This is a genomic window from Pseudomonas gregormendelii, from assembly GCF_017114825.1.
Classification (GTDB): domain Bacteria; phylum Pseudomonadota; class Gammaproteobacteria; order Pseudomonadales; family Pseudomonadaceae; genus Aquipseudomonas; species Aquipseudomonas gregormendelii.
On sequence record NZ_JADEVO010000039.1, the window covers coordinates 27,558 to 48,450 of the forward strand.

A 20,893-nucleotide genomic window follows, 5' to 3' on the forward strand; every position below is an offset into this window, starting at 1 on the left:
GTACTCACGCTTGATCCGCCCGAGGGTCGATCCAGCGGTTAATCAAATCCACGGCGAGGTTGACCAGCACATACACCGCAGCGGCGAGCAGGGTCACCCCCAGCACCATGGGCACGTCCTTGTTGCTGGTGGCGTCGAGCATCAGGCGACCGATACCCTGGCGGGCAAACAGCAACTCGATCACCACGGCACCGCCCAGCAGGCTGGCAAACACAAAACCGGCCAAGGTCACCAGGGGCACCAGCGCATGCCGCAAGGCATGGCGCAGGCGTACGGCGGTCTCGGACAGCCCACGGGCGCGGGCCATCGCAATAAAGGGTTGTTCGAGAGTGTCTTCCAGAGACTGGCGCAACAGCTGCGTCAGCACCGCCGCCACCGGCAAGGCCAGGGCCACCGATGGCAAGACCAGCGAGCGCCAGCCCACTGAACCGGACGGCGGCAACCAGTGCCAGTGAAACGAGAACACCAGCAACAGCACGATGCCGATCACAAATGAGGGCGCAGACGAAATCACCAGTTCGCTGCCCGACGCAAACGAGCGAACCCTGGGCGCACGGTTGGCGGTGAGGATCGCGCAGACCAGCGCCAGCACCACTGCCATTACCGCAGCGCTGACTGACAGTTGCAGGGTTGCGCCGACCTGCTCGCCAATCGCCTGGGCCACCGGGATGCGCAGGCGATAGGACTCACCCAGGTCGCCGTGAGCCAGGCGCTGCAGGTAATGGCCGTACTGCACGATCAGCGGCTGATCCAGCCCGTACTCGGCCCGCACCCGCGCTAGCAACTCAGGGGTGGGCAAGGCATCCGGACCACCCAGAATCGCCAACGCCGTGTCGCCGCCACTGAAGTTCACCGCCAGAAACGTCAGCGTCGCCGCGCCCCACAGCACGCCGATGCCGGCCAGCAGGCGCAAGGCAACACGCTTGAGCAGGTTCATGGTTGCCCCCGGTCCAGCCAGATGCTGGTGAAAAACGGAACGTTGTGGGACGTGTCGAAAATCACGCCCTTGACCTGCTGCCCGTACGCGGTCAGCACCTGGCTTTCCACCGAAGGCACCGCCGGCACCGTCTCCACCAGGCGTTGCTGCGCATGGCGATACAGCTTCTGCAGCTCCACCGGGTCCCGGGAGCGCCGCGCCGCGCTGAGCAGCCGATCCAGCTCGGCATCACGGAAGCGTCCGGCGTTCTGGCCAATCAGTTTGGCGGTGCTGATCGACTGGCTGTGATACAGCACGAACAAACCGTCGGGCGTGTTGGTGTGCCAGTAACCGGAGGCGATGGCCTGGAATTTCCCGGCATAACGCTTCTCCGTGACGCGGGTCAGCGGGAGCATCTCAATCGGCATGTCGAAGCCGACTTTTTTCAGGTCCGCCTGGATCGCCACCGACACACTGGCCGGAAAGGCCGGGTTGTCGTAGGTCAGCAAAGTGGCCTGCAGGCGCTGCCCGTTTTTGCTGCGATAGCCCTGGGCATCGCGCCCGGTCCAGCCCGCTTCGTCCAGCAGTGCATTGGCAGCGGCGACGTCATAGGCCAGGGCGCTGTTCTCGGGTTGATAGAAGCGGGTATTCGCAGCCAGCAGGTCGGCCTTGCTCAGGAACTCGCCAAACCCGGAGATCCACGCCAAGCCCTCACGATCGATCGCCTTGGCCACCGCGCGCCGAACCCGTACGTCATCAAAGGGCGCCTGCTCGACGTTGAAGGTCATGCTGCGGCTCGGATTGCCCTTGCGAATCCGGCTGCGCATCACCAGCCCGGGATTGGCCCGAATCGCCGCCGCATTCTGCGCGGGCGCATCCAGGGCGAAATCCGATTGGCCAGACTCCAGCGAAGTGAAGCGGATCATCGCTTCGGGCACATAACTGAGTTCGATGCGATCCAGATACGCCGCACCCACATGCCGCGTGACCGCCGGCGCCCAGTGATAACCGGAACGTTTAACAAAAACCGCGCCCTGATCCCGGGTATAGCTTTGCAGCAGGAACGGGCCGCTGCCGACCGGTTGCGTGGCAATGGTCTTCGGCGCTTCGCGAATCTGCCTGGGCGAAATCATCCCCAGCCAGGACTGGGCCAGCACGTCGAGGAAAGGCGTATAGGGTTCACGCAGACGGGCCTCGAAGGTGTATTCATCGACCACCTTGCCGTCCAGATACGGCGCAATATAAGCCGCCGCCAATGGCGACTTGGTCGCCGGATCGCGCATGTGTTCCAGGTTGGTTTGCAGCGCCGCGGCGTTGAATTTCTCGCGATCGCTGAAGGTCACGTCGTCGCGCAGGTGAAAGGTGTAGGTCTTGCCGTCCGGGGAAATCTCCCAGGACCGCGCCAGCCACGGGCTGATATTGCCCTCTTCATCCTGATACACCAGGCAATCAAACAAAATGCGCCCCAGCCACTGGATGTTGCCGTTAGACAAGGCATGGATATCAAAACTGCCGGCATCGGACGCGGCGGACACCTTCAGGGTGCCACCGTTGCGCCCTGGAGCAGGCTCATGAAAGTCCGCCGCCGCATAGGTCACCACCCCATTGCTCATGTTCCCGTCAGCACGCTGCGCGCCGGGCTGGGGGGGCGATGGGGGTGAGCAGGCAGTCAGCACACTATATAGAGCGAAAGTGCCGCAAAGTTTGAAGGCCGTTCTCAATGACGCATCCTTGGAGTGGTGACCCGGGAATGTAATCTTTGAGTGGGTGTATGCACTGAGCATGCCAGTGATTAGGGGATGGTGATCGGATTTAAGTTGGTAACCAGAGATGCCCGTTAATACTGGGCCGCCGCTAATAACGAATGAACAGTATTTAGCATTTACAGACTTATAAGCCCACAAAATTATTATATCGATATGCATTTATCTGCAGATTGATTTGTCGTTAAACTTGCAGTTTGTGCAACTGCTGTTGCGCTGCAAACACTTTACATAACACTCGCCAACCATGAGCGCCTGGCAACACCCCCCCCAAAATCCCTGTAGGAGCCAGCTTGCTGGCGATGGATTCCGAAGGCGCCGCGATCATCCACAAGCCCGCGTTATCGTTGACGTCCATCGCCGGCAAGCCGGCTCCCACAGGGGTTGTGTGTATTCAATAAATGGGCATTATCGTTCACCGCCGCCAGCAGCAGCGCCAGCCTGAAGATGCACACGAACAACCAAGCGCAGCGCGCCGGCTTGGCGCCCTGGTCGGCCCGAAGGCCGCCACGGCGAGCTGTAGATTGCAGGCGCCCCGTTAACCACGCTGGCCGAACGCAGGCATTGCGCAGCGGGGAAACCGGCAAGGATGCCGGTTTAGCCGCGCTGGGCCAGGGATGGCCCATCGCGGCGACCCGCGGAGCAATGCCGGAGTGAGGGCACACCGAGCCTAGGCGAGGTGCCGAGTGGTGGGGCAAGAGCGTTTTGGTTACTTTTGCGCTCTATCAAAAGTGACCCGCCGTAAGGGCGGAACCATAAGCCGCCGTTACCGCAGCAATGGATATGTACACAAAAGCAAGATCAAAAGATCGCAGCCTCGTTTCACTCGACAGCTCCTACAGGAGAAACGGTATGGCCCGCTGTCACGGCAAAAACGGATATGTACACTCAAGTGTTGCCCCACAAACACCAATCCAAATAAAAGAACCCCCAACAGCAAACTTCACAATCAAACACCCACCCAAAGAGCGAAAAGAAGCACTGGCACACTTACTGCTTAGACCCAACCCAAGCATGACTATACGAATAGAAAGCCCAGACAACTCTATCTATTCATTGGGGATTAACTTTGATGCAATCAGTATTCCGGGGAGAGCTACACACGTTAGCGCACGCCATCCGCCAGGCCACCTGGTTAACAACAGTAGGACTAAGCTCCGCCCTGTTGCTCTCAGGCGCCGCCCAGGCAAATGAACAAACCACCACTGGCTCAACCGAACCACAACTGCAAACCGTCACCGTAAAAGGCCAGCAAGCCACACCCGCCGAAACCGCAAAAACCCAGCTCGACCAAGTACCCGGCGGCACCAGCATCGTCGACAGCGAACAAGTGTCCAAAGGCCGCACCGCCACCCTGCAAGACACCCTCGCCTACCAACCCGGCGTATTCGTGCAATCCACCGGCGGCAACGACGCCGCCAAAATTTCCATCCGCGGCTCGGGCGCCAACACCTCGCCCGGCTACTTCCGCGAAGGCATCAAATTCCTCTTCAACGGCCTGCCCATTACCGGCCCCGGCGGCACACCCTACGAATTCCTCAACGGCTCCGGGGTCAACTACACCGAAATCCTGCGCGGCGCCAACGCCTTCCAGTACGGCGCCTTGAGCCTGGGCGGCGCGATCAACTTCGTCAACCAGACCGGCTACACCGCCCCCGGCCTGCGTCTGCGGGCAGAGGCCGGCAGCTATGGCTACAACAAACAAAGCGCCAGCTTCGGCGGAGTCGAGGGCGACTTCGATTACTACATCAACGCCGACAACTATCGCAGCGACGGCTTTCGCGACTACAGCCTGTCAAAAAGCCAGGGCGTGGTCGCCAACTTCGGCTACACATTCAGCCCCAAGCTCGAAACCCAGCTGATGCTGCGCTACCGCGACGAGTACCACAACGACCCGAGCGCCACTACCCTGGACCAGGTCAAGCACCACAGCGACCGCGCCAGCGCCACCGCTGCCTCCAGCGGCGCCGGCAGCCGTCGCCCGGGCAGCGTCTGGGCCGGCAGCAAGACCACCTACACCTTCGACGACGACGCCACCTTGTCCGTGGGCCTGGCCTACTACGAGTACGCCCACAACAACAGCCCCAACAGCCCGAGCAACCCAAGCTTCTGGACCTGGCACGACCTCAGCGCCGTGATCAACTACGACCGCACTGATCAATGGTTCGGCCACGAAAGCCGCTCCAGCATCGCCTTCACCTCCACCGAACACCTCAAGGGCGAAGTCGACTCCGCCTTCGCCAACAAGCAGACGCGCAAGCGGGTGGACTACGGCTCGTCCTTCGACCACGTGTTCTCGCTGGGTAACGACCTGGAACTGGTCGACGACCTGTGGCTCACCACCGGCGTGTCCGCCATCAACGTGCGTCGCCACGCCAACGTCAAGGAGTCGCTGGTGGCCAACACCACCGCCTTCCCCACCGACGTGACCTACGACAACTGGAGCCTGGCGCCGCGGATCGGTGTGCGCTACCAGTTCAATCCAGACCTGCAGGTGTTCGCCAACGTCAGCCGCTCGGTCGACCCTCCGGCGTCCTGGGAATATTCGGGCTCCGGCCCCACCGCGCCTTATGTGCGGCCGCTGGTGGAACAGAAAGCCAACACCGTGGAGGTCGGCATCAAGGGTTCCGCGGGGATTTTCGACGGCAGCCTGGCGCTGTATCGCTCGTGGGTGAAGGACGAGTTGCTCAACGTCCAGTTGATCGGCGCCACCCCTACCGCTGCCGCCGTCACCGGCGCGTTTAACGCCACGCCGACGATTCACCAGGGCGTTGAAGCCGGTTTAAACACTCGCCTGTGGGACAACGACAGCGGCGAGCAGGTCTCCCTGCGTCAGGTGTACACCTACAACGACTTCTACTATCGCGATGACCCAACCTTCGGCGACAACCAACTGCCGGGCATTCCCAAACACGTGTACCAGGGCGAAGTGCAGTACGAACATCCGAGCGGCTTCTACACCGGGGTCAACGTGCAGTCGGCCTCGCGCACGGCGGTGGATTACGCCAACAGTTTTTATGCGCCCTCCTACACCATTTTCGGCGCGAACGTGGGCTACGAAACGCCGAACAAGGACTGGAAAGTCTCGCTGGACCTGAAAAACCTGGCGAACAAAAAATACGTCACGGCGGTGCAGCCGCTCTACGACGCCAAGGGGCAGGACACCGCATCCCTGTACCCGGGTGACGGGATCGGCGCCTATGTGGCGGTGGAAATGCGCTACTGATGTCGGGACCGGGGCTTGGATCCAACTCGCCCCACTCTGCCTGGTTCGCTGCTAACCTCAGGTCAGGGACGAACTGGACAGAGGAAGACGTATGGGCAATACACCCAAGCACGGCTGGACCTGGGCCTACCAAAAACTTCGCGGGCTGCACTGCTCGCGCTTCACTGCGCTGTATCGGGCGACCCTGTACGCCGTACGCGGCGATACGGGGACGCTCACCAGCGACGATAACTGGCAGAAGATTCGTCTGCGCCGTTAAACACCACCGATAAACACGCTGAGCCGCCTCACGCACCCGCGCAGGCGGCGCCAGCTGCCACGAAAAATCGCACCCTACCGTTCGTCCACTGGCCAGCACCTATGGCCGGGGCATCCTTCCAATGCTGTGTTAACCACTCGCAAGGAAGATTCAACATGATGAACAGAAAAATTGCGGTGCTCACGCTTGCAGGCGTCATGTCTGCCTTCTCGCTCAACGCTTTCGCGGCCGGCGAATCCACCAGTGGCACGCCGTCGGCGGATGGCACCAGCCAGACCCGCGACCCGGCGCCTAAAGCCACCAACGCCGATCCGGATGCTGCCTCGCTGCCTCAAGGCTCGGACGGCAACACCACCGACAACGGCCCAACGCCCAGCGGTTCCAAGGCGGGCGGTGCGGACAAGGCCGGTGGCGGCAGCAGCAGCGGTGGCAGCGGCGGTAGCTGATCGCAGCTCAGTTTGCTGCGAACACTATCAGTCACTGCACAAACAACTGTGGGAACCAGCAGTCACTGCGCAAGCAACTGTGGGAGCCAGCAGTCACTGCAAAAACAACTGTGGGAGCCAGCCTGCTGGCGATGAACTCAACAACGACGCGTACGTCCAGAATGCACGCGTCATCGTTGAAGTCCATCGCCAGCAGGCTGGCTCCCACAGGTATTACTCAAGCATTCAACAAATCAACAACACTTCGGCCCGGCCTTGCTCCCGTACCGCGCCTCCTGCCGCTCCCTGAAGAACATCTCATAATCCATCATCGGCTGGTCCGGGTGCCGGGTCTGCATGTGCTCGACGTAGTTGTCATAGTCAGGCATCCCCACCATCAACCGCGCCGCCTGCCCCAGGTACTTGCCCAGCCGACTCAAGTCATTAAACATGCTGCCCTCCTCAGGCCTCTGGCAGCGCCTGATACGGTGCTTCCTTATCCGTGCGCTCCTTGCTACCCCAGGCGGCAATACCGACCTTCAGGGCAAAGAACAGGATGCTGAACACCACCAGCAGGAACAGCGCCGTCAGCGTTGCGTTGGTGTAGGCGTTGTAGATCACGTGCTGCATCTGGTTGATGTCCTTGGCCGGCGCCAGAATCTGCCCGTTGGCCAGCGCATCGCTGTACTTCTTCGCCAGCGCGAGGAAACCGATCGCCGGGTTGGCATCGAACAGCTTGATGAAACCGGCAGTCGTGGTGCAGATCAACAACCACACCGCAGGCAGCATGGTCACCCACACATAACGCTGACGTTTCATCTTGATCAGCACCACCGTCGCCAGCATCAGCGCGATACCCGCCAGCATCTGGTTGGAGATACCAAACAGCGGCCACAAGGTGTTAATGCCACCCAGCGGATCAATCACGCCCTGGTAAAGCAGATACCCCCACATCGCCACACAGCCAGCGGTGGCAATCAGGTTGGCGGCCCAGGACTCGGTGCGTTTCAGCGCCGGCACAAACGAGCCGAGCAAGTCCTGCAGCATGAAGCGCCCGGCACGGGTACCGGCGTCCACCGCCGTCAGGATAAACAACGCTTCAAACAGAATCGCGAAGTGGTACCAGAACGCCATGGTGTTTTCACCCGGCAGCAACTGGTGCAGGATTTGCGCGATACCCACCGCGAGGGTCGGCGCACCACCGGCACGGGCCAGGATGGTGGTCTCGCCGATATCCCGGGCCACCGCTTCCAGCGCGTCCGGCGTGATCGCAAAGCCCCAGCTGCTGACCGTCTGCGCAACCGTCACCGCGTCGGAACCGACGATCGCCGCCGGGCTGTTCATGGCGAAGTACACACCCGGTTCGATCACCGAAGCGGCGACCATGGCCATGATCGCCACGAAGGATTCCATCAGCATGCCGCCGTAACCGATGTAACGGGCATGCCCCTCGCTGGCCAGCAACTTCGGCGTCGTGCCGGAAGCGATCAGCGCATGGAAACCTGACACCGCACCACAGGCGATGGTGATAAACAGGAACGGAAACAGACCGCCTTTCCACACCGGGCCAGTGCCGTCGATGAACTGGGTCAGGGCTGGCATTTTCAGGTCTGGCATGGTCACCAGAATGCCGATCGCCAGGGCCACGATGGTGCCGATTTTAAGGAAGGTCGACAGGTAGTCGCGGGGTGCCAGGATCAGCCACACCGGCAGCACCGCAGCGACAAACCCGTAACCAATCAGCATCCAGGTGATCTGGATCCCGGTGAAGGTAAACGCCTTGGCCCACACCGGATCAGCAGCAATCTGCCCACCCAGCCAGATCGAGCCCAGCAGCAGCAACACGCCCACCACCGAGATCTCGCCAATGCGGCCCGGGCGGATGTAGCGCATGTAGATGCCCATGAACATCGCGATCGGTACGGTGGCCATCACGGTGAACATGCCCCACGGACTTTCGGCCAGGGCTTTGACCACGATCAGCGCCAGCACCGCGAGGATGATGATCATGATCAGGAAGCAGCCGAACAAGGCGATGGTGCCAGGGATGCGGCCCATTTCCTCACGCACCATATCGCCCAGGGAGCGGCCGTTGCGGCGGGTGGACAGGAACAGCACCATGAAGTCCTGCACCGCACCGGCCAGCACCACACCGGCGATCAGCCACAGGGTACCGGGCAGATAACCCATCTGCGCCGCCAGTACCGGACCCACCAAAGGCCCCGCGCCGGCGATGGCCGCGAAGTGGTGACCGAACAGCACGTGTTTATTGGTGGGAACGTAGTCCAGACCATCGTTGTTGAGCACGGCAGGCGTGGCTCGGTTGGGGTCCAGCTGCATCACCTTGTTGGCGATGAACAGGCTGTAGTAGCGATAAGCGACGAGGTAGATGGCGACTGCTGCGACTACGATCCACAGGGCGTTGATGGCTTCGCCGCGGCGCAGGGCCACGACACTCAGCGCGAACGCTCCCAGGACAGCCACGGCAAACCAGGCAAGGTGTTTAGCCAGACGGGGCATATGCGTCTCCTGCCGACAGCGCATGGCTGCGGCGGTAATTTTTATAATTGTGTCCGCTGTGCGGAGCGGGCCCAATATCCGCGCATGCCGTCCACAAATAAATCCGCAGAACTACGTACAACCGGACTACGTAGTTCTACGTAGACGCCCCATCGTTTAGATGCCCAAGCCCACTCCTGTGGGAGCGAGCCTGCTCGCGATAGGGTGTGTCATTCAACAATGATGCTGGCTGATCCACCGCTATCGCGAGCAGGCTCGCTCTCAAAAGGGGTTTGGCATTTCAATTGATCGAAATCCCCGCTACAGGCCATTCCGTCCAGCAGCGCTACAGAACCCGCGTATCTTTGGCATATGATGCCGGGCCCTCGCTTTCCCCTCGGCCCGGACAGGAGCCCAGATGCAGCTCAAACACAAAATCGTTGCCCTCGGGATCCTGCCGCTGGTCCTGGCCATCGCCGTCATCTGCGCCCTGGTGATCTCCCTCAACCGCCAACTCGGCGACCAGCAGGCCCAGCTCATCGAAGACAGCATCCTGGCCAGCAAGCGCGCCGAACTGAAAAACTACGTCGAAATGGCGCAAAGCCTCATCGCCCCCCTCTACGACGACGGCCACGGCGACGCCCAGGCCCAGCAAAAAGTCCTGGAAGAACTGCGCAAACTCAGCTTCGGCATCAACGGCTACTTCTTCGTCTACGACCGCGAAGGCCGCAGCCTGATGCACGCGCGCCAGTCCGAACTGGTGGGCAAATACCTCTGGGACATGCAAGACCCCCACGGCCTGCCGGTCATCCAGGCCCTGCTGAAAAGCGCCCAATCCGGCGAAGGCTTCCAGCGCTACGCCTGGAACAAACCCTCCTCCGGCCAGGTCACCGACAAACTCGCCTACGTGATCATGCTCGACCGCTGGGGCTGGATGCTCGGCACCGGCATCTATCTCGAAGACGTCGAACGCGCCACCCAGCAAGCCCGTGACGAAGTTGCCCAAGGCATCCGCAAAACCATGCTCGCCATCGCCGCCGTGGCCCTGGTCGCGGTACTGCTGGTCTTCGCCAGCGGCATGACCCTCAACGTCAGCGAACACCGCCTCGCCGACAAAAAACTCCAGCGCCTGACCCAACGCATCGTCAGCCTGCAGGAAGAAGAACGCTCCCGGGTCTCCCGCGAGCTGCACGACGGCATCAGCCAGGTGCTGGTGTCGATCAAATTCCAGTTCGAACTGGCCAGCCTGGTGCTGGAAAACGGCCAGGACCGCGGCCTGGGCATCCTGCGCGAAGCCACCGAACGCCTGGGCGAAGCCATCGGCGAAGTGCGCAGCCTGTCCCATGACCTGCGCTCATCCCTGCTCGACACCCTCGGCCTGCCCGCCGCAATCGGCCAGCTCGCCGCCGAATTCGAACAACGCAGCGGCCTCAAAGTGAACTACAACGACAACGAATTCGCCTGCGACCTCGTCGACGGCGCCGCCGTCTCGCTGTTTCGCATCGTCCAGGAAGGCCTGACCAATATCGAACGCCACGCCCAGGCCAGCAACGTCGACATCACCCTGCACGGCTGCCCACAGGGCGTGCGCCTGACCCTGGTCGACGACGGCATCGGCTTCAACGTCGCCCAGGTCGAACGTCGCCACACCGGCATCGGCCTGCGTAATATCCGCGAGCGAGTCGACCACTTCGGCGGCCAGTTCACCCTGACATCGACACCGGGCCGCAGCGAACTCGACGTACTGCTGCCCCTCAAACCCACCGGCGCTCCCCGCTGATCACCACCACAACAAGAGTGAATAGCCGCGATGAACCTGCCCTCCCCGATCCGCGTCGCCCTGGTCGACGACCACTCCCTGGTCCGCGACGGCATCAAGGCCCTGCTGTCCGTCATGGCCAACCTGGAAGTCGTCGGTGAAGCCGAAAACGGCGCAGACGCCATCGACATGATCGGGCGTTGCCAACCCGACCTGGTACTGGTCGACATCGGCCTCAAGGACATGAACGGCCTGGAACTCACCCGGCTGCTGCGCAACCGCTACCCGGCGCTCAAAGTGCTGGTGCTGAGCATGTACGACAATCACGAATACGTCAGCGAATCCGTGCGCGCCGGCGCCAGCGGCTACGTCCTGAAAAACTCACCCTCCCGGGAAATCATCGCCGCCATCGACGCCATCACCAACGGCGGCTCCTTCTACAGCGCCGAAATCGCCCAGCGCCTGATCGCCGACAAAAACACTGACACTGAGTTGACACCACGGGAGAGTCAGGTGCTGTACAAAATGGCTCAGGGGTTGAACAACAAGGAAATGGCAAGGGAACTGGATATCAGCGTGCGGACTGTTGAGACGCATCGATTGAGCATTCGTCGCAAGTTGAATATCGATAAGCCGGCGGCGTTGGTGAAGTACGCGATTGATCATGGGATTATTTCGCGGTAGGCGTTCCGACGGACGAGGGCGTCGCCCACGGCTCATAGCTTTATTGGATCGTTAAAATAATTAAGTCTCTGCTTTGACGGAAGAAACGCAAGCTCCAAACAGTCAGCCACTCTTTTATATTTAACCAGATAAAATCCGGAACTGAGATTTATTATGTCACCCTGAATAGCTTCAGAAAAATCTGGCTCCAAGCCTCCACCTGTCGTATCTTCTCCTGCACCAATGAACACTTGACCAGAAGGAAAGTCAATAAACAATAACCCGAAGTCAAAGCCTATGTCACTCACTATATTAATAGTGAAATCACCATCCTGCCCCATGCCACAAAACGCTATATTACCAGCATTCATTTCAAATATTTCATCTTCCAAGATACTCCACCAATCCGGCGCATCTGTAATTCTATGCTTGATAGCGGCAAGGTCGAATATCACGATGGTGGCAGTGTCTGTGCTGACGGAGATTTTTTTATTCATATGAAATTGCTGACCCTCTTTTAAAACTTAGCGCGAATCCTGCAAACTTAATGACGGATTCATGAAATGCGGCAAAGCCTTCAGAAAAAAAACAGTTCCGAGAACTGCATATATCTAGTTTGTAGCGCTCAGAGCTCACTTACAACCTTGTTAGCGCAAAGTAGTAATTGGCACTACTAAACCAAACTGAAGTAATTGCAAAAAACAATCTCAAAGAAAATTCAAAACCCACTGACTTCTAGGTCTCGGCACCAGGCCTCAGACTAGAGCGCGCTTACAAACTCTTGTAAGCTTGTTCTGCATCAATAATCAGTAGCCCCAGCTCAAGATTCTCAGTCCACTGATCTACAATAACCCGCGCCAATCCAAGCTCACGATTACTGTTGTGGGGGATATTGCCCGAAGCAATTATATTCAAAACATGCAGTAAGCTGTGCTTAAATATGACAAGTTGATTGACAGCTGTGCTTGAGGAAACATCTTTACGGTGACGTAGTAGTGCCTCATCAATACCTGCTATAGCTCGACCAACCAGTTCAACAGTTTTTTTAGAATCTTTCATGCCATCAGCCCTCCAAGGTCGCCAAGTAATCCCATACTGAGCTCATCACCTTCCTCCGATTTTCATCTACTGTCGCACCCTCCGGTAAATGTCGGCAAAGCTTAGCCAGCACATCAATTGCCACTTCACTTTCGAGTACCAGCCACAATGAAAAAATTTAATTGTCGCTGCGCATAATCCATTTTCTGAAGCAAGGGATGATCATAGTCGCTATAGATTTCTAAATATACTCGAGGTGAATTTTTGATAGGATTTTCAGTAAACTCATCCTTCTCCAAATTCCGCACCGCTTCTTCGTAACTACTAATCACCGAGTAAAGAGGGTTTTCCCCACGTCCTCCCTTAATAAGTCGCAACTCATCTAGCACATCCAGTAACAAACCCAGCATCTTATGTTTATTCATTGGCCACTCCTTGAATTGCAAAAACTCTCAGTCAACGCTGACGCCCATATATAGAGTGTGACACATGGCAAGCAATAATATCGCTGAAGACAAGGTTACTCCCCCCGAATACAAAACACCAAGGCAAAAAAAACGAAATACAAAATCAGGAAACTACTACAATCAGATGATTACGCGATGAATTCAATATGAAGGAGTTAACACACCGACTGCTCCAGAAACAACATCAAACGAAAATCTGTAATCCAAGCCATTAATATTTACAAAAAAAACACAGCGACCCGGATACATAACGCACATCAGAAAAGACACCTTGGCCAATTATAGCTTTTGCAGCAGCACGGACATCCCACATTAGGTCTCCGTCAGGCTTGACAATCAGGGCCTCATTTTCATGTATATCAAAAGGAGCAATTACGACCGCTATGCCAATACCGTCCAGTAATAATTTAGGAATCAGTTTGTGGGGATTTTTGATCTTGTACGAACATTCAAGAAACGACCATGAGACTCCCGTAGGCAAAAGCTCCCAGACGCTTAAACCGTGAGGGTTGGCAGCGCGATCATACGATCCAAGATTGTCTATGACAGAAAGATTTCAATAACGCTCATTTAACCTCCACAACCACTAGAATGTAGCGCTCTTGGTTTTTCCTACCGGCTTCATCTTAGCCCTGTCCTGATAATTAAAAATCTGAATTTGACTTCCTCCGCCTGGGTACAGACGTCCGCCAAATATGTGCGGACCGACAGGGCCAACTTGAACATGAACACCTCAGGTTCTGCTCAACCTCGTTCACCGCCAGCGTTTCGATGGCCCCCCACGCCTTATACGTCGCCTGCCAAACAATCTGCCCCTCACGGTCAGTCATCTCCGGCGGCGTACCAATCTGGTCGGTATGGAAGTAGTAAAGCGCCTGCTCTCCATCCTCGACCTGATCTACCCGAGCCAACGGCGCATAGCTCCCCGGCTCATAGACATAAAGGCTGCTCTTACCCGGCGTTTCCTCACGCAACAAGCGCAAGCCCTGCCACAGAAAATGCTTCTGTTCAGTGACCCCGTTGACCTCCGACACCTTGGCAACGCGACGTCCCAAGCTGTCATAACGATAAACTCCGGCATTTTCCAGCTTGCCGCCCACTAAGGTCTCAGCTCTAACCAACCGATTCTCACAGTCATAACTGAACGTCTACAGCCGACTCATCCCGCTGCATTTTTCAATCAGGTTGCCCCAGGCATCGTAGGTATATTCCTGATCCCGCCACTGCTTGATCCGGTTGTCTTTCACGTGATCAAACTGACTGGTGTTGAAGTTCAGCCGGTTCGCCGCCGCGTCGTATCGGAACTCCTCACTGTCCACCAACTTGCCGGTATCACGGCTGTGCAGTTGGCCGTTGGCTTCGTACCCGTACTTGATCTCGCCGCGCAGTTTGTCGAGGGTGCGGATGAGTTCGCCGGCCGGGTCGTATTGATGACGGCGATGGATTGGGTTGTAGGCGTGTTCTACCAACAGCTCAGGCTGAATACCGGGATTGAGAATCTACGATAGTTTCTCTGCCGGCAACGTCGAGGCGAATTGCCAGGCTTTGCGGCCCATGGCGTCGTAGCCGAAACAACTGGTGAGTTTGCCCTGGGTGCGCAGCACCTCGCGGTGCAGGTCATCGCGTTCCATGTCGCTGATGAGCTGGCCGTCGAGGTTGAGTTGGTGCAGGTGGCCGCTGCCGTAGTACAGGTGGTTCAAGTGCTGGCCGGTAGGCAAAGTCAGGGTGGTCAGTGGATCGTAGTCGTAGGACAAGGCGCCTTGGGGGGTGGTCTCTTTGATCAGGCGACCCAGCAAGTCGTAGGAGAATTCGAGCTTTTCTTCAGAAATGCCGAGTTTCTTGCCGTTAGCGGTCGGCAGGCGCTCGATGGTGAGCAAGCGGTCTGCGTCGTCGTAGGTGTAGTCCTGGCGCGCGTCCGCGTTGAGTTTGGCCAGCAGGCGGCCGATGGCATCGCGTTCGAATTCGGTGCTGCGCTGCGGACGTTCGGCGCGCTCACCGTAGCCGATTTCGTTGACTCGCGTCAGGTGCCCGCCGAGGTTGTAGCTGAACTGGCGAGTCAGGTTGTCGATGCGTTTTTCTTCGATCAAACGATCGGACGCGTCGTAGGCGAACTTGTACGCCGCGTTGTTTTCGTTGACCAGCGCGGTCAGGCGAATGGCCTGGTCGTACTCGTAACGGATGCGCTGGCCCTTGGCGTCCTGGCGGCTGCTTGGCAGACCTCGAGCAGTGCGCAATAGACGCGTGGTCTGGCCTTTACCGTCGGTATGCGTCAGGACCTGGCCGAGGGCGTTGTAGGTGAAGGACTCGGCGCTGCCGTCCGGGTGCTGGATGCGCAGCACTTCGCCGTCGGGTTTGCGTTCCAGCGTGGTGGTCTGGTTCAGGGCATCGGTGACGGCGACGAGGTGATGGCGTTCGTCGAAGCGGTACCGGGTGTTTTTGCCCGAGCAATCCTGGAAGCGTTCGACCTGGGCCAGGGTGTTCCACCACAGGTATTTGGACTTGCTTGTGGCGTCGATGATGGTGTGTGGCAGGCCGTCGTCGCTGTTGAGGTATTCGGTCTTGTTGCCCAGCGCATCGACTTCGGCGATGAGGTTGCCCTTGGCGTCGTAGCGGGCTTTCCAGGTGCTGCCGTCTGGGTAATCAACCTGCGTGACCAGGGTGGTCAGGTGGTGGTACTGGTATTTGATCTTGCGACCGAGCGGATCAGTTTCTTCGACCAGCCGAGCGTACTCGTCGTACTTGAGCTTGACGGTATTGCCATCGGGCAATGTGAGGCCGGTCATGTTGCCGGTGTCGTCAATTTCTATAACGTAGTGTTCGCCACCGAAGTCGCGGCTCGAGGTGACGCGGTTATCGCTGTTGTAATGAAGTTCAGCTTCGCGCCCGAGTACATCGGTGATCCACGTGGTGCGGGCAGCTATGTCGTAGCGAAAATGGAAGTGCTCGCCATCGCTGGTCCAGTGTTCCACCACTCGAGGTTGCTCTGCGATGGTTTCCCAACGGTAGTTGCAGGTCAGGCCCAAGGCATTGCTGTGACGCCGTCGGCGTAACTGAAGCGGCGGACCGAATCGTTGTTGCGATTGATCACCTCGACGAGTTGGCCATTGTCGTCGTAGCGATACTGCACCAGGGTTTCGACGGCCTGATTGTCGACGACGCGTTTGACATCGGTCAGGCGACCCAGCGGGTTGTCGTAATGCAGGTGCACACGAACGCCGCCGGTGGCGCTGATGTCGGTCAGCGTGCCGTCGACCGTGCGGGTGAAATGCAGGAAATATCACACTCACACAGCTCGTTCTGACCGCAACAAAAACTACAGTCAGCCGTATATATTATTATCTTGAGCCTTCTCAATAAAGAGATCCATGAGATCGCCTTGAATTTCATCGCCGTCACATGTAACGATGAAATCACCATCTAAATCATCGGGAAAATGCACTCCATCCAGAGTACCCAATATCACCGAAGCACTGTCCGCCATGACCACTTTGAAGAAGGCAAATACATCAGCCTTTTCATCACTACTGAGCGAAGCCAATGCGTTTCTTGCTTTGGCATATGGGTCAGTGCCGGTATTAAATGGCTTACTTAGAGATTCCGTATATTGCGAAAAATTTTTTTCATACAATTCATTAAATATCGCAACTGCAAACTTTTTATCTAAATTCATAAATCGGCCTCTCATCGCATTTCTGGATACATAAATTTATTTAGAGATATTAACTCTTGAAGCTTGGTATTGGGCACGTCGGGATAAACACGCCTAAGCTCTTTGATGTCTCGCGCAACGACATCGCGCGCACTAGTAAACGGTAGTCCTGTCTTCGCATTTAAACCGCTCCTGGATACGATACCTACCCCTTCTTTAGAAACGGTATGCCCAACGCGGGGAACAAGCATTGCAGGAGCAGTTGCCGGATCATAGCCCTCTACCAAATCTTTCATGAGATTTTTTTGGCCAACGTGGTGAGAGTCTAGGCCCAGATTTTTTCCTTTCACAGCGTTCTTGTTACCCTGATGAGAATTAACGTCCCATTTTTCGCACGCCAGCCCTAAAGCGTCGATCCAAGCATTTGGATTAAGTACATATCGGTAAAGATTATCACCCCCAAACAACCCAATCGGATCCTGCGTTATAAACCGCCCCACCTCCGGATCATAATACCGAAACGTGTTGTAGTGCAGCCCCGTCTCATCATCAAAATACTGCCCCTGAAACCGCAGATTCTGTTCGACTGCGTTGACGTCCAGACGCTCCACCGCACCCCACGCCTTGTACGTTGCCTGCCAGACAATCTGCCCCTCACGGTCAGTCATCTCCAGCGGCGTACCAATCTGGTCCGTATGGAAGTAGTAAAGCGTCTGCTCCCCACCCTCTTCCTGGTCCACCCGAGCAAGTGGCGCATAACTCCCCGGCTCATACACATAAAGGCTACTCTGCCCCGGCGTTTCCTCACGCAACAAGCGCAAGCCCTGCCACAGAAAATGCTTCTGCTCGGTGACCCCGTTGACCTCCGACACCTTGGCAACACGACGCCCCAAGCTGTCATAACGATAGACGCCGGTACTTTCCAGCTTGCCGCCCACCAACGTCTCAGCCTTAACCAACCGATTTTCACAGTCGTAACTGAACGTCTGCAGCCGGCTCATCCCGCTGCGCTTTTCAATCAGGTTGCCCCAGGCATCGTAGGTATATTCCTGATCCCGCCACTGCTTGATCCGGTTGTCTTTCACGTGATCAAACTGGCTGGTATTAAAGTTCAGCCGGTTCGCCGCTGCGTCGTACCTGAACTCTTCACTGTCCACCAGCTTGCCGGTATCACGGCTGTGCAGTTGGCCGTTGGCTTCGTACTCGTACTTGATCTCGCCGCGCAGTTTGTCGAGGGTGCGGATGAGTTCGCCGGCCGGGTCGTATTGGTGACGGCGGTGAATCGGGTTGTAGGCGTGCTCCACCAACAGCTCGGGTTGAACACCCGGATTGTGGATTTGCGAGAGTTTCTCAGCCGACAAGGTCGAGGCGAATTGCCAGGCTTTACGGCCCATGGCGTCATAGCCAAAACAACTGGTGAGCGTGCCCTGAGTGCGTAACACCTCGCGGTGCAGGTCATCGCGTTCCATGTCGCTGATGAGCTGGCCGTCAAGGTTGAGCTGGTGCAGGTGGCCGCTGCCGTAGTACAGGTGATTCAGGTGCTGGCCCGTGGGTAGGGTCAGCGTGGTCGGGTTGATGGTTACACTTTTCGCAATCGCTAGCGCGGCCTATCTTTAAAATTGGTTGATTAAAAATCCTCCCATGGTGCATATCGGTAATCATCGTCAATTTTTTTGAAGGTCAGTCCATGGATTTTTCTATTAACACACTCAGTCAAAAAGCGCCCGGAGCAAACAACTTCATGAATCTCTTCAAAATAAAACAAATCAGCATCAACATTTGTCGAAATCACGAGCTTATCAATGCATTCATAATTTGGATTTTGTATGTCAGCGTTTTCTATTTTCGCATTACTATCGATCACGAAAGACGACTTCTCGAGATCCATGGCTCTAATTCTTTCGGTAACAGCAAAAAAATAATATTCTCTGCTAGGTTCTCTCCCCTCCTCAATAGTAAGCTCAACAGCTCTACTGACATATTCACATTCGCACGAATCACAGACTGCCAAAAACTTTTTGGATGCCAAGAAGTGATCGGGTAACCAATCTGCACTCAGCTCCAAAACGTTTGCCTTAGCTTGGTAATGCGGACTTAATGCCCCCGTTTCCGGGTTTTCAGTAGGATAATGAAAGGTCGGCAAATCGGGAACCCAGCTTAATTCAAAAAAATATGGAGCCCCTTCACCATCTGGCTCGTAACTAATGATATATAGATCTTTCATTTTTCCCCTCACAGTAGCCGACCGGTTATGGAATCAAGCTTGAACAACCCGCCTTCAAGCCCCTGCGCAGCCCATGTCTGAACGTTTTTCACGCCAAGCGCAAGATCCATATCAGTAAGGCTGCTTAAATTATTGTTTAGCTTACTAAGTTTGTTTTTGACAGCCTCAGTATACTGACCATGACTCGACCAATGCCCAGGCATTCCCGTTGTTTTGGCTAGCTCTTTGGAACCCGGCAGAAAAATCCCGTTTGATGCTCCATCTGGATCCCAACCAATTTTTTTCAGCCTTCCAAACATACTTTTGAATTGAGTGCTTTTTATCAGTTCTTCAGGTACCAAATGGTGATTCGCCATTCCATCGCCGGATCTTGCACCCATATTGTTACCTAACTTCGTAGAGCACCACCCGAACGGATCGATCCAGTTATTAGGGCTTGGTGCATACGAGTAAAAATTCATTCCTCCTGATAGACCAATCGGATCCTGCGTAATAAACCGCCCCACCTCCGGATCATAATACCGAAACGTATTGTAATGCAGCCCTGTCTCATCATCGAAATACTGCCCCTGAAACCGCAGATTCTGCTCGACTACATTGACGTCCAGACGCTCCACCGCCCCCCACGCCTTGTACGTCGCCTGCCAGACAATCTGCCCCTCACGGTCAGTCATCTCCAGCGGCGTACCAATCTGGTCCGTATGGAAGTAGTAAAGCGTCTGCTCCCCACCCTCTTCCTGGTCCACCCGAGCAAGTGGCGCATAACTCCCCGGCTCATACACATAAAGGCTACTCTGCCCCAGCGTCTCCTCACGCAACATGCGCAAGCCCTGCCACAGAAAATGCTTCTGTTCAGTGACCCCGTTGACCTCCGACACCTTGGCAACACGTCGTCCGAGGCTGTCGTAGCGATAAGCCCCGGTGCTTTCCAACTTGCCGCCCACCAACGTCTCAGCTTTAACCAACCGATTCTCACAGTCGTAACTGAACGTCTGCAGCCTGTTCATCCCACTACGCTTTTCAATCAGGTTGCCCCACGCATCGTAGGTATATTCCTGATCCCGCCACCGCTTGATCCGGTTGTCTTTCACGTGATCAAACTGACTGGTGTTGAAGTTCAGCGGGTTCGCCGCCGCGTCGTATCGGAACTCTTCACTGTCCACCAGCTTGCCCGTGTCACGGCTGTGCAGTTGGCCGTTGGCTTCGTACTCGTACTTGATCTCGCCGCGCAGTTTGTCGAGGGTGCGAATGAGTTCGCCGGCTGGGTCGTATTGATGACGGCGGTGAATCGGGTTGTAGGCGTGTTCTACCAACAGCTCAGGCTGAATGCCGGGATTGAGAATCTGTGAGAGTTTCTCTGCCGGCAATGTTGAGGCGAATTGCCAGGCTTTGCGGCCCATCGCGTCGTAGCCGAAACAACTGGTGAGTTTGCCCTGGGTGCGCAGCACCTCGCGGTGCAGGTCATCGCGTTCCATGTCGCTGATGAGCTGGCCGTCAAGGTTGAGTTGGTGCAGGTGGCCGCTACCATAGTACAGGTGATTCAGGTGCTGGCCGGTGGGCAAAGTCAGGGTGGTCAGGTTACTCAGTGGGTCGTAGTCGTAGGACAAGGCGCCTTGGGGGGTGGTCTCTTTGATCAGGCGGCCCAGCAAGTCGTAGGAAAATTCGAGCTTTTCTTCAGAAATGCCGAGTTTCTTGCCGTTGGCGGTAGGCAGGCGCTCGATGGTGAGCAAGCGGTCTGCGTCGTCGTAGGTGTAGTCCTGGCGCGCGTCCGCGTTGAGTTTGGCCAGCAGTCGGCCGATGGAATCGCGTTCGAATTCGGTCTGCCGTTGTGGGCGTTCGGCGCGTTCGCCGTAGCCGATTTCGTTGACCCGTGTCAGGTGCCCGCCCAGGTTGTAGCTGAACTGGCGGGTCAGGTTGTCGATGCGTTTTTCTTCGATCAGGCGATCGGAGGCGTCGTAGGCAAACTGGTAAGCGGCATTGTTTTCATTGACCAATGCCGTCAGGC

The 20,893-nt window shown here is 56.9% G+C and carries 16 protein-coding genes and 1 pseudogene; 5 read left to right on the forward strand and 12 right to left on the reverse strand.

All coding sequences use genetic code 11. The features are described 5' to 3' along the window. Positions 1–4: 4 nt before the first annotated feature. Both IMW75_RS22200 and IMW75_RS22205 read right to left on the reverse strand, forming a co-directional pair. Entirely contained in the window at positions 5–937 is a 933-nt protein-coding gene (locus IMW75_RS22200; RefSeq protein WP_205893776.1) for an ABC transporter permease, read from the reverse strand. After that, a complete protein-coding gene (locus IMW75_RS22205; protein ID WP_205893777.1) occupies positions 934–2,529 on the reverse strand; it encodes an ABC transporter substrate-binding protein in 1,596 nt (531 codons plus the stop codon). Before IMW75_RS22205 ends, IMW75_RS22200 begins: the two co-directional genes overlap by 4 nt. 1,222 nt (positions 2,530–3,751) lie before the next feature. On the opposite strand from IMW75_RS22205, the gene IMW75_RS22210 reads away from it, so the two are divergent. The 3 genes from IMW75_RS22210 to IMW75_RS22220 all read left to right on the forward strand — a co-directional run bounded on the left by IMW75_RS22210 (position 3,752) and on the right by IMW75_RS22220 (position 6,610). Continuing rightward, positions 3,752–5,905: a TonB-dependent receptor family protein gene (locus IMW75_RS22210; RefSeq protein WP_205893778.1), complete on the forward strand. Its 2,154-nt coding sequence runs from the start codon at positions 3,752–3,754 to the stop codon at positions 5,903–5,905. Positions 5,906–5,996: 91 nt separating this feature from the next. Next, entirely contained in the window at positions 5,997–6,164 is a 168-nt protein-coding gene (locus IMW75_RS22215; protein ID WP_205893779.1) for a hypothetical protein, read from the forward strand. 155 nt (positions 6,165–6,319) lie between these two features. Next, complete coding sequence (locus IMW75_RS22220; RefSeq protein WP_205893780.1) at positions 6,320–6,610, forward strand: hypothetical protein; 291 nt, start codon at positions 6,320–6,322, stop codon at positions 6,608–6,610. A gap of 233 nt (positions 6,611–6,843) precedes the next feature. Here the strand turns inward: IMW75_RS22220 and IMW75_RS22225 are convergent, their stop codons facing one another. Next, positions 6,844–7,041, reverse strand: a complete 198-nt coding sequence (locus IMW75_RS22225; protein WP_122839522.1) for a YbdD/YjiX family protein — start codon at positions 7,039–7,041, stop codon at positions 6,844–6,846. A gap of 10 nt (positions 7,042–7,051) precedes the next feature. Beyond that, positions 7,052–9,109, reverse strand: a complete 2,058-nt coding sequence (locus IMW75_RS22230; RefSeq protein WP_122839521.1) for a carbon starvation CstA family protein — start codon at positions 9,107–9,109, stop codon at positions 7,052–7,054. Between the two features lie 397 nt (positions 9,110–9,506). Between IMW75_RS22230 and IMW75_RS22235 the strand changes: the two genes are divergently transcribed. Both IMW75_RS22235 and IMW75_RS22240 read left to right on the forward strand, forming a co-directional pair. Further along, the gene (locus tag IMW75_RS22235) at positions 9,507–10,868 is read left to right on the forward strand and encodes a cache domain-containing protein (RefSeq protein ID WP_205893781.1); all 1,362 of its coding nucleotides are present in this window, start codon (positions 9,507–9,509) and stop codon (positions 10,866–10,868) included. Positions 10,869–10,898: 30 nt separating this feature from the next. Beyond that, entirely contained in the window at positions 10,899–11,531 is a 633-nt protein-coding gene (locus IMW75_RS22240) for a response regulator (RefSeq protein WP_045062784.1), read from the forward strand. 32 nt (positions 11,532–11,563) lie between these two features. Here the strand turns inward: IMW75_RS22240 and IMW75_RS22245 are convergent, their stop codons facing one another. The 8 genes and pseudogenes from IMW75_RS22245 to IMW75_RS22280 all read right to left on the reverse strand — a co-directional run. Beyond that, positions 11,564–12,007 (reverse strand): DUF6386 family protein, encoded by a 444-nt coding sequence (locus IMW75_RS22245; protein WP_205893782.1) that lies wholly within the window; start codon positions 12,005–12,007, stop codon positions 11,564–11,566. A 274-nt stretch (positions 12,008–12,281) separates the two neighbouring features. Next, positions 12,282–12,569 (reverse strand): hypothetical protein, encoded by a 288-nt coding sequence (locus IMW75_RS22250; protein WP_205893783.1) that lies wholly within the window; start codon positions 12,567–12,569, stop codon positions 12,282–12,284. 125 nt (positions 12,570–12,694) lie between these two features. Continuing rightward, positions 12,695–12,973, reverse strand: a complete 279-nt coding sequence (locus IMW75_RS22255; RefSeq protein ID WP_205893784.1) for a hypothetical protein — start codon at positions 12,971–12,973, stop codon at positions 12,695–12,697. Between the two features lie 686 nt (positions 12,974–13,659). After that, positions 13,660–16,292: pseudogene (locus tag IMW75_RS22260) on the reverse strand (RHS domain-containing protein); the annotation flags it as partial. A 42-nt stretch (positions 16,293–16,334) separates the two neighbouring features. Next, complete coding sequence (locus IMW75_RS22265) at positions 16,335–16,685, reverse strand: hypothetical protein (RefSeq protein ID WP_205893785.1); 351 nt, start codon at positions 16,683–16,685, stop codon at positions 16,335–16,337. An 11-nt stretch (positions 16,686–16,696) separates the two neighbouring features. Beyond that, positions 16,697–18,133, reverse strand: coding sequence for an RHS repeat domain-containing protein (locus IMW75_RS22270; RefSeq protein WP_205893786.1), 1,437 nt, complete (start codon positions 18,131–18,133; stop codon positions 16,697–16,699). A gap of 158 nt (positions 18,134–18,291) precedes the next feature. After that, a complete protein-coding gene (locus tag IMW75_RS22275; RefSeq protein WP_205893787.1) occupies positions 18,292–18,888 on the reverse strand; it encodes an imm11 family protein in 597 nt (198 codons plus the stop codon). A gap of 8 nt (positions 18,889–18,896) precedes the next feature. Continuing rightward, positions 18,897–20,893 (reverse strand): RHS repeat-associated core domain-containing protein (locus tag IMW75_RS22280; protein WP_205893788.1); only part of this gene is annotated, 1,997 nt, incomplete at its 5' end.